General features: G+C 69.5%; 8 protein-coding genes. 1 reads left to right on the top strand and 7 read right to left on the bottom strand.

Annotated features, from left to right (window positions below):
* Positions 1-31: 31 nt before the first annotated feature.
* The 5 genes from ACI8U3_RS14610 to ACI8U3_RS14630 all read right to left on the bottom strand — a co-directional run bounded on the left by ACI8U3_RS14610 (position 32) and on the right by ACI8U3_RS14630 (position 3633).
* Positions 32-310, bottom strand: coding sequence for an HPr family phosphocarrier protein (locus ACI8U3_RS14610; protein ID WP_415015601.1), 279 nt, complete (start codon positions 308-310; stop codon positions 32-34).
* Complete coding sequence (locus tag ACI8U3_RS14615) at positions 307-711, bottom strand: PTS sugar transporter subunit IIA (RefSeq protein ID WP_415015602.1); 405 nt, start codon at positions 709-711, stop codon at positions 307-309. Before ACI8U3_RS14615 ends, ACI8U3_RS14610 begins: the two co-directional genes overlap by 4 nt.
* Before the next feature lie 142 nt (positions 712-853).
* Positions 854-1303, bottom strand: a complete 450-nt coding sequence (locus ACI8U3_RS14620) for an HPr kinase/phosphorylase (protein ID WP_415015603.1) — start codon at positions 1301-1303, stop codon at positions 854-856.
* A complete protein-coding gene (locus ACI8U3_RS14625; protein WP_415015604.1) occupies positions 1296-2870 on the bottom strand; it encodes an ATP-binding protein in 1575 nt (524 codons plus the stop codon). Before ACI8U3_RS14625 ends, ACI8U3_RS14620 begins: the two co-directional genes overlap by 8 nt.
* A 58-nt stretch (positions 2871-2928) precedes the next feature.
* A complete protein-coding gene (locus ACI8U3_RS14630; protein WP_415015605.1) occupies positions 2929-3633 on the bottom strand; it encodes a response regulator transcription factor in 705 nt (234 codons plus the stop codon).
* A 185-nt stretch (positions 3634-3818) separates the two neighbouring features.
* Here ACI8U3_RS14630 and ACI8U3_RS14635 point away from each other — a divergent pair, with 185 nt between their 5' ends.
* Entirely contained in the window at positions 3819-5540 is a 1722-nt protein-coding gene (locus tag ACI8U3_RS14635) for a hypothetical protein (protein WP_415015606.1), read from the top strand.
* Positions 5541-5544: 4 nt separating this feature from the next.
* Here the strand turns inward: ACI8U3_RS14635 and ACI8U3_RS14640 are convergent, their stop codons facing one another.
* Together ACI8U3_RS14640 and ACI8U3_RS14645 are read right to left on the bottom strand one after the other, a co-directional pair.
* The gene (locus ACI8U3_RS14640; RefSeq protein WP_415015607.1) at positions 5545-5907 is read right to left on the bottom strand and encodes a zf-TFIIB domain-containing protein; all 363 of its coding nucleotides are present in this window, start codon (positions 5905-5907) and stop codon (positions 5545-5547) included.
* Positions 5908-6116: 209 nt separating this feature from the next.
* Positions 6117-6582: pirin-like C-terminal cupin domain-containing protein (locus ACI8U3_RS14645; RefSeq protein WP_415015608.1), on the bottom strand; the 466-nt coding region annotated here is incomplete at its 5' end.

The following is a 6582-nucleotide window of genomic DNA, read 5'->3' on the forward strand; positions in this document are numbered from 1 at the left end:
CTGAAAAACAACAGACCGGCCGGATCCGGCCCTACTGCTCTTCCTCGAAGCGGCAGCCGACCAGGTCGCTGAGGGCGGCGACGGCTTCGGCGGCGTCGGGGCCTTCGGCGGCGATCTCGATGGGGCAGCCCTGACCGGCGCCGAGCATCAACAGCCCCATGATGGAGCGGGCGTCCACGGTGACGCCTTCGCGGGTCACCGTGACTTCGGACTGGAAGCCCGAGGCCAGCTTGACGAATTTGGCCGAGGCGCGGGCGTGCAGGCCGCGCGCGTTGCAGATGTCGACGGTGACGCTGGCCGTTTCGCTCATTTCTCGCCCGCCAGAACCCAGGACGCCACGGCGATGTATTTGCGGCCCGCGTCCTGGGCGTGGGCCACGCAGGACTCAAGACTTTCGCGGCCGCGCACGCTGGCCAGCTTGATCAGCATGGGCAGGTTCAGCCCGGCGATGACCTCGGCCTTCGTCTGCTCCATCACCGAGATGGCCAGGTTGGAGGGGGTGCCGCCGAACATGTCGGTCAGCAGGATGACGCCCTCGCCCTCGTCCACCGCCGCGGCGGCGTCGACGATGTCCTGACGGCGACGCTCCATGTCGTCATCGGGGCCGATGCAGATGGCGGCGGTCCCCTTCTGGGGGCCCACCACATGCTCCATGGCCGACAGGAATTCGGTGGCGAGTCCGCCGTGGGTGACGATCACCAGGCCGATCACGGGAACACGGCCCCGATCGTTGATGGAATGGCAAACGTGGCCATGAAACGCCTCACGAAACTTCGCGCCCCCGCCGGGCCGCTGCGGCCCGTGTCGCCCGGCCTCGTCCGCTTTTCCCGCGGGTCCGGCGACCAGACCGGCTTCAATAGGCCAAAGGGCCTCCGGCTCCAAGGGTCCTCAACGCGACGGCGAGCCGGGCGGGCGCGGAGGCGTGCAGCGCCTGGATGTCGATGGCCGGGACGCGCACGCCCGCCACGGTCTGGAATGCGGGCTCGGGCAGGCGTTCAGGCGGATCGTCCCCGCAACGGACGACCAGATCGACGCGGATCAAGGGCAGCGCCGCCGTGGGCGTTATCCCGAGGCCCCTGATCTCCATACGGTCGGCGATCCGCTCCGGCGCCCGGGCATAGAGCCTGTGGTCGCTGGACCAGACGTGGACATAGTCATCGGCCGCCGCCCGCCAGCCGCCGTTGACGAGACGCAGCAGCAGATCGCTCTTGCCCGCGCCGGACGGGCCGCTCAGGAGCACGCCGCTCCAGCCCCGTCCCGGCAGACGAAGGGCGGCGGCGCAGGCGTGCATCAGCTCAGTCATTGACGCCTTCGCCGCCATTGCGGGGTCTGGCTTTCAGGCCGAGACCGGCGCGCGGCAGGGAGACCACAAAGCGCGCGCCCAGGACGGCGCCGGTGTCGTCCGTGCGGTTCTCGGCATGGATGACGCCGCCGTGGGCCTCGATGATCTGGCGGGCGATGGACAGGCCCAGGCCCGAGTTGCCGCCGAAGGCCGCGCCCTTGGGCCGCGAGGTGTAGAAGCGCTGAAAGACGGTCTCCAGATTGTCAGGCGGAATGCCCGGGCCGTCGTCCTCGACGCGCACCCGAACATGCTCGCCCTGCCGGTCCACGGTGACGCGCACCGCATGGTCGGGCGGGCTGAAGGAGCGCGCGTTGTCGATCAGATTGCGGAACACCTGGCCGAGCGGACCTTCGCGGCCCACGACCCGGGCGGCCCCGTCCAGCCCGTCTTCCAGACGCACGGTCACATCGCCGGCTCTTTCGGTGGCCTGATAGACCCCCGCGATATCCGACAGCAGCTTCGACAGATTCACGGTTCGTGGGCGATCGCGGGAAAGCTCCGCGTCCAGGCGCGAGGCGTTGGAGATGTCGGTGATGAGGCGGTCCAGTCTCCCCACATCCTGTTGCAGCAGGGCGGTGAGGCGAGCCTTGTCCTTCGGATCCTTGACCAGCTCCAGGGTCTCGAGAGCCGAGCGGATGGAGGTCAGGGGGTTCTTGATCTCGTGGCTGACGTCCGCCGCGAACCGCTCGATGGCGTCCATGCGGTCGGAGAGGGTGGCGGTCATGGTCTCCAGCGAGCGGGCCAGATCGCCGATCTCGTCCTTGCGCTCCTCCAGATCGGGCAGGGAGATGGCCCGGGCCCGCTGCAGACGCACCTGATGCGCGGCCGCCGACAACCGCAGGATGGGACGAGCCACGAAAAGATGGATCAGGAGCGAGGTCAGCAGCGACACCGCCAGGGCGACGAAGGCGAAGGGCATCAAGGCCCGGCGCTGGGCGTCCAGGGTCTCGTCCACGTCGCCGGCCTCGATAGTGAGGACGCCCAGCACGTCGCGGACATGGCGCACGGGCAACGAGACCGAAACCACCCGCTCGCCCATTTCGGAGCGCCGGACGGTGGACTGGGGCGCGCCGTCCAGGGCGCGGGACACCTCGTCGGCCAGCACCTGACGCGCCCGGTCGGCGCGGAGGCTTTCGGCCTGGGGGTCGGGCGGCGGCGGCGGCGGGGTCCCGGCGGGAAGCGCCGGCTCAAGCGCGCTGCCCGGTATCTGTTCGGTGACGGTGTAGCTGTCGATGATCAGAAGGCCGTTCTGATCGTACAGGCGCACCCGCTGGCCAGGCGGGATGAAATTGTCGCGCAGCCACTGGGACGCGGCCAAGGTGTCCAGATAGGGCGTGGGCTCGCCCTGGGTGATGCCCAGCTCGCCCAGCACATTGGCCAGCAGTTCGGCCTGGGACGTCAGGGACTCCAGCCGGGCCTCGACCAGATTGCGGCGCCACTCGTTGAGCAGCAGGGCGCCCACGAACAGAATCAGCAGGCTGAGCAGGTTGAGGGCCAGAATCAGGCCGCCCAGCCGTGAACCCGCCATGCGCCGCCGCATGGCGCTCAGTCGCGCCGCCCACAGCGAGCCGGCGCCCTGCGGACGGTCAGCTTTCTCTGTATCGGTATCCGACGCCATACAGGGTCTCGATTGCGTCGAACTCGGGATCGACCACGCGGAACTTCTTTCGCATCCGCTTCACGTGGCTGTCGATGGTCCGGTCGTCCACATAGACCTGATCGTCGTAGGCGGCGTCCATGAGATTGTCGCGGCTCTTCACGAAGCCCGGACGCTGGGCCAGGGCCTGGAGCAGCAGGAATTCGGTGACCGTCAGCTTCACGGGGCGGCCTTCCCAGGTGCACTCATGCCGGGCGGGGTCCATGCTCAGCTTGCCGCGCTTGATGGCGCGTCCGGCCACGTCGCCGGGGCTGTCGCCTTCTTCCGCCTCGGTTCCGGAACGCCGCAGCAGCGCCTTGACCCGCTCGATCAGCAGGCGCTGGCTGAACGGCTTGTGGATGTAGTCGTCGGCGCCGAGGTTGAAGCCGAGGATCTCGTCGATCTCCTCGTCCTTGGACGTCAGAATGATCACCGGCAGGGTCGAGGTCTGGCGCAGCCGACGCAGCACCTCCATGCCGTCCATGCGGGGCATCTTCACGTCCAGAATGGCCAGATCCGGCGGGCTGGACTCCAGGGCGTCCAGACCCGAGGCGCCGTCGTGATAGGCGGTCACCTTGTGGCCGTGGCTTTCCAGCGCCATCGAAACGGACGCGACGATGTTCTCGTCGTCATCGACCAGGGTGATGTTGGCCATGGTGTCTCCTCATGCGGGCCGGGGCGCGCGGTCTTCTACAGATAGTGCGGCGCGGCGAAACTTGACACCCCTGAACGCACGGCAAGCGTAACCGTTCGTTTTGGCGTTCGTTTCCGCCCGCCGTTTCACGCGACCTTAAAGCCTTGGCGGCATGATGGCGAAGAAACGCACTTTCCGAGGCTAGAATGGCCGGTCCGGTCCACTACGAGATCTATATCCGCAAGACGCCCCCGGATTCCTGGAGCCTGTTGCAGGCCACGGAGAACCGGAAGCACGCGATCGAGACGGCCGAGGATTTGCTCGCGGACAAGCGCGCCGCCGCCGTGCGCGTGACCAAGGAGACCCTGGACCCCCAGACCATGGAGTTCCAGAGCATCACCGTCCTGACCCTCGGCGCGCCCGAGGTGAAGCGGAAACCCATCGTTCGGCACGACGACCAGCCGTCCAACTGCATGACGCCGCAGGATCTGTATGCGCCCCACGCGCGCGAGGTCATCGGACGGGTGCTGGAGGACTGGCTGAAGCGGCGCCAGGCGACGCCGTTCGAACTGCTGCACCGGCCCGATCTGGCGGAGGTGCTGGAGGCTTCCGGCGTGGAGCTCCAGCATGCGGTGCAGAAGGTGGCGGTGCCGCAAAGCCAGGCCACCGGCCAACCCGTGCATGACCTGATCCGCCACTATCAGAAGCTGGTGCAGGCCACGGCCGAGCGGATCATCGAAGCCGGGCGCAAGACCCTGTTCGCCGATCTGAACGCGGAAGGCGCGTCTGTGGCCGATCTGGCCGCCAGGCTGGAAGGCCATGCTGACCGGGCCTTCCTGATGGGCGGGGCCGTGTGCGGCGCGCTGAAGGACATCACCGGCGGGCGAGCCCGTCTGGAGCGCATGATGGACATGGTGGACGCGGCGCCGGCCGAGGGCGCGCCGCGCGCCATGGTGCTGGTGGCCGTCGAACAGATCCTTTGCGAGCTGTTCGCCGCCCCGCCGCGCCGGGCCGAAATTCTGGGGCCTTCGCTGGATCTGGGCGGGGCCATGGCGGCCATCGTGCGCATGGTGGCGCCCAACGAGATGGAGGCGCTGATCCGCATGGAGCCGCGACTGGCGGCGCAGGTGCCGCCGGTGGACGGCCCGGCCCAGCGGCTGGCGAAGCGGCTGGCGGCGGGCGAGTTCCGGCTGCTGGCCGCCGCCATGGCGCGCGAGGTCATCCGGGAGCTGAAGAGTTCCCGCCGCCTGCGCCCCGGCGACCCGGCAGGCGAGATCGCCATTCTGCGCACCCTGGCCATGGCCCTGACCGCGACCACGGGACGGCTGCTGTCTCTGGAAGAGGTTCAGGACGCCTTCGTTCAGCGGTCGAAGAGTCTGGTGACTGCGGATTTCGTCGGCGCCTATGCGGCCGGGTGCAGCGGGGCCGTGGACGAGGCCATGGCGCTGGTCCGGCTTTGCGAAAACGTGACGGGGGGCGCCAACAAGCGAGCGGCCGCGCGCTGGCTGTCAGCCTGCGTCGGGGCCTTGCGTTTCGAGACCGAGCTGCGCGGCGGGCCGCCGAATCTGGCCGCCCAGCGCCTGGCCGCGCTCGCCGAGGTCCAGAGGGGCGTGCGCGCCGCCGCCCTGGGCGAGAAGGACGAGGAAGAGATCAGCGGGCGGATCGGCGGCGTCGCCGGAATGATCGAGGCGGACGCGAAGCTGATCGCCCAGATCACCCGATCGCCCCTACCCCCGGTGCGCCGACTGTCCGTCCTGCTCAAGCTGGCGGGCGGCGAGACCGCGCCGTTCGGCCCCGTCGCCGATCGCGCGAAGGCGGAGGCCATCCGCATCTTCAAGACGCCCGACGCGCGCGCGGCCTTGTCGGCCGAGCCGGAAGCGCTGGCGCCGCTGCGGCCGCTGATGAAGGCGGCCGGACTGGCGGCCTGACGCCTCAGTCGAAGATATCGAAGATGCTGGGGCGTTTGCGGCGGTAGCCGCCGTGGCCGTATTCGCCGCGCTCTCCATACTCGCCGCGTTCCCCCCGTTCGCCATACTCGCCCCGTTCGCCATAGCCATGTTGCTGGGGCGGGGGCGCCTGGCGGGGCGCGGGCTGGGACCACGGGGCCTGGGGCGCGGCCGCCTGCGGGGCGGCCTGGGCGGGCGGCGCGTCGGCGACGGCGGCGGACATCAGGTTCTCAAGCTCGCCCCGGTCCAGCCAGACACCCCGGCAGGTGGGACACATGTCGAACTGGACGCCGGAGCGCTCCACGGTCTGCATTGGCGCGTTGTCGTTGGGACACATCAGAAGGGGCATGGGCGGTCTCGCGAAAGCGTGGGATGGGGATCGAACGCGCGGCGCCGAAGGCGAAGACAGGCCATCGTCACCGGGCAGCGCCCGATGCGGTCCGACATCACGTGGTCACAAAGACCGCGCCAGAGGGGCCCGTCCCGCAGCCATAGCCATAGACCGGCCCGCAGGCGCCCCGCAAGCGGCCAGGGCCGCGGCTTTCGCGCCCGGCGGGTTCACACCGGGTGGGTCGGTTCCGGCTTCGGCGGTGTGGGTTCCTCGGGCAGGGGGATGAACTCCAGCGAATCCTCGGAGGGCAGGGTCATGCGGCCGGCCTTCCAGTCCGCCTTGGCCTGGTCGATGCGGGCCTGGCTGGACGAGACGAAATTCCACCAGATGATGCGCGGGCCGACCGGCTCGCCGCCCAGCAGCATGACCGAGGCTTTCTCCAGCGCCTTGATTGTGGGTTCGGCGTGGGGCTCCAGCACCGCCATCTGACCGGCGTGCAGCACCCGGTCGCCGATCTCGATGGAGCCCCTCGCCACGAAAACCGCCCGCTCGCTCATGCCGCCGGCGCCCCGGCCCGGGGGCGGGGCGGAGCGGACGCCCGGCTCCATTTCCCAGTGCACATAGAACAGCGGCGAGGATGTCTTGACCGAGGCCGAGGCGCCGTAGGCCGCGCCCGCCACCAGCCGGGCGACC

This window comes from Brevundimonas sp. (assembly GCF_047617075.1).
Lineage (GTDB): Bacteria > Pseudomonadota > Alphaproteobacteria > Caulobacterales > Caulobacteraceae > Brevundimonas.

What these genes read in the sequence shown, in the direction of transcription:
- ACI8U3_RS14635 (WP_415015606.1), top strand. Translation starts at nt 3,819, where the DNA reads ATGGCCGGTCCGGTCCACTACGAGATCTATATCCGCAAGACGCCCCCG.
- ACI8U3_RS14640 (WP_415015607.1), bottom strand. Translation starts at nt 5,907, where the DNA reads ATGCCCCTTCTGATGTGTCCCAACGACAACGCGCCAATGCAGACCGTG.
- ACI8U3_RS14610 (WP_415015601.1), bottom strand. Translation starts at nt 310, where the DNA reads ATGAGCGAAACGGCCAGCGTCACCGTCGACATCTGCAACGCGCGCGGC.
- ACI8U3_RS14630 (WP_415015605.1), bottom strand. Translation starts at nt 3,633, where the DNA reads ATGGCCAACATCACCCTGGTCGATGACGACGAGAACATCGTCGCGTCC.
- ACI8U3_RS14620 (WP_415015603.1), bottom strand. Translation starts at nt 1,303, where the DNA reads ATGACTGAGCTGATGCACGCCTGCGCCGCCGCCCTTCGTCTGCCGGGA.
- ACI8U3_RS14625 (WP_415015604.1), bottom strand. Translation starts at nt 2,870, where the DNA reads ATGGCGGGTTCACGGCTGGGCGGCCTGATTCTGGCCCTCAACCTGCTC.